The sequence below is a fragment of the Geminisphaera colitermitum TAV2 genome (genome assembly GCF_000171235.2).
Taxonomy (GTDB): Bacteria; Verrucomicrobiota; Verrucomicrobiia; order Opitutales; family Opitutaceae; genus Geminisphaera; species Geminisphaera colitermitum.
Genome location: NZ_ABEA03000078.1, coordinates 1 through 2,158, shown reverse-complemented (window position 1 = coordinate 2,158; position 2,158 = coordinate 1). Strand labels below are relative to the sequence as shown.

The 2,158-nt window shown below is 60.9% G+C and carries 3 protein-coding genes; all 3 read left to right on the top strand.

Going from position 1 to position 2,158, the window contains the following annotated elements:
• Positions 1-8: 8 nt before the first annotated feature.
• Positions 9-872 (top strand): carbohydrate ABC transporter permease, encoded by an 864-nt coding sequence (locus tag OBACDRAFT_RS08060; RefSeq protein ID WP_232766830.1) that lies wholly within the window; start codon positions 9-11, stop codon positions 870-872.
• A 147-nt stretch (positions 873-1,019) separates the two neighbouring features.
• Entirely contained in the window at positions 1,020-1,697 is a 678-nt protein-coding gene (locus OBACDRAFT_RS08055) for a lipid-binding SYLF domain-containing protein (protein ID WP_043584539.1), read from the top strand.
• Between the two features lie 52 nt (positions 1,698-1,749).
• On the top strand, positions 1,750-2,158 hold a 409-nt coding region (locus OBACDRAFT_RS08050), incomplete at its 3' end, for an MBL fold metallo-hydrolase (protein ID WP_232766828.1).

Here is a 2,158-nt window from a genome sequence, read left to right as displayed (position 1 = left end):
AGGTTGTCGTGATGAAGACGATGTTGGACCGGGTTTCCAAGGTGTGCGTGTTTGCCGTGCTGGCGGGTTACTTGCTCTGGGTGGTGTACCCGATGGCGTGGATGGTGGCGTCGTCGTTCAAGAAGGATGAGGCCATCTTTCGCGATGCGTTTGCGTTCCCGGCGGTCGATGCGCTGGCAGTGGAGAATTATTCGAATGCGTGGAGCGGGGCGCGGTTTGGTGACTATTTTCTCAATTCGGTGATCGTGACGGCGTCGAGTGTGACGTTGATCCTGCTGTTTGGGTCGATGGCGGCGTATGCGCTGGCGCGGTTTTATCATCCGGCGGGCAAGGCGGTGTTCTGGCTGTTTCTGGCGGGGTTGATGATCCCGGTGCAGTTGTCGATCGTGCCGTTGTTTTTCGAGCTGCGGGCGCTGGGGTTGCTCAATTCGCTGCCGGGGCTGGTGCTGGTTTACACGGCCAACGGGCTGCCGTTCGCGGTGTTCATTCTGGCGGGGTTCTTTCGCGGGTTGCCGCGTTCGCTTTACGAGGCGGCGGTCGTGGATGGGTGCGGCGAGGCGGGGGCGTTCTGGCGCGTGATGCTGCCGCTGGCGCGGCCGGGGCTGGCAACGGTGGCGATCTTCCAGTTCATCGGGATTTGGAGGGAGTATTTTTTCGCGTTCATGCTGGCGAGCGGGGGAGATTCCGCGGTGGCGGGGGCGCGGACGTTGCCGCTGGGGTTGGCAAATCTGGCGATCACGGCGCAGTACCGGAGCGACTTCGGGATGCTGTTCGCGGGGCTCGTGATGGTGACGGTGCCGATTCTGGCGATCTACATCCTGCTGCAAAAGCATCTCGTCAAGGGCATCGCCGCCGGGGCAATCAAGGGATGAGGCGCGCGCCTGCGGCGCGAACATCCAACGTCCAACGTCCAACGTCCAACGTCGAACATCCAACGTCCAACGTCGAAAGCGAAGGATGCGGCTTTCCTTTGCGCGGGGGTTCTGGCAGGGTGCGCGGCAATCCATTTTCCCAACACCATGAAACGACTTGGAATCTTGTTTGCCTGCTTTGCCATCCTTGCCTCCGCTGTTTGCGCGGAAACTTCGCGCAAAACACTCGTCACCCGCTTCGAAAGTTGCGAGGCGATCATCCGCGAGTTTCAGGCCAATGCCGAAACGCAGATCCCCGCCGAGGTGCTGAAGCAGGCCAAGGGCATCATCATCACCAATCAGGTAAAGGGCGGCTTTATCTTTGGCATGCGCTATGGCTACGGCGTGGTGCTGGTGCGCCAGGCCGATGGCTCGTGGAGCATCCCGGTATTGATTCGCGCGGGCGAGACGAGCCTGGGGTTGCAGATCGGCGGCAACACAATCGAGACGGTTTACATCATCACGGACGCACAGACGCCCAAGCTGCTTTTCGCCGACCGCCTCAACATCGGTGTCGATGCCAACGCGGTCTATGGCCCGCGCGCGGCTGACGTTGAAAAACTGAACCGCGAACTGCTCAACACGCCCGTCCTCGTTTACGCCAAGGGCAAGGGTCTTTACGCCGGCGCGACGGTCAAGACGGGCTGGATTTCGCGCAACGACGAGGACAATTTCACGTTCTACCAGACGCAAAACGCGCTCCCCGAGCTTCTTTACAGCAACTGGGTGCAGCCTCCCGCCGAGGTGCAGCCGTTGATCAACTACATCGGCGAAATTACGAAATAACTTAACCGGAGGCAGAACGCCGGACTTCCGGCGCGGGGACGACGCGATGGGCATGTGCTTCAGGATTCTTGGCAGTGGCAGCGCGGGCAACTGCGCTCTGCTGCTCACGGGTGGGGCGCGCATTCTGGTGGACGCTGGTTTTTCCATCCGGCGTCTCAAGCAACTCGTTCACGAAGCGGGCGAGGATCTTGAGCGTATCGACGCGGTGTTTCTTACCCACGATCACAGCGACCACTGCGCCGGCATCGAGGGTCTGAAAAAATACCCGCACATCGAAGTCTACGCCAACGCCGGCACCGTGCACGCCGTGCAGCAAAAACTCTCGCATACGCCGCGCTGGAAGGTTTTCGAGACCGGCGCGCGTTTTGCGTTTCGAGATCTCGAAGTCGAGAGTTTCCCCATTCCGCACGACGCGCAGGAGCCGGTTGGCTACACGTTCACCCACGGCGGCGAACAGGGGG

Excerpts from the sequence above, each read along its gene's own strand:
- OBACDRAFT_RS08055 (WP_043584539.1), top strand. The coding sequence starts at position 1,020 with ATGAAACGACTTGGAATCTTGTTTGCCTGCTTTGCCATCCTTGCCTCC.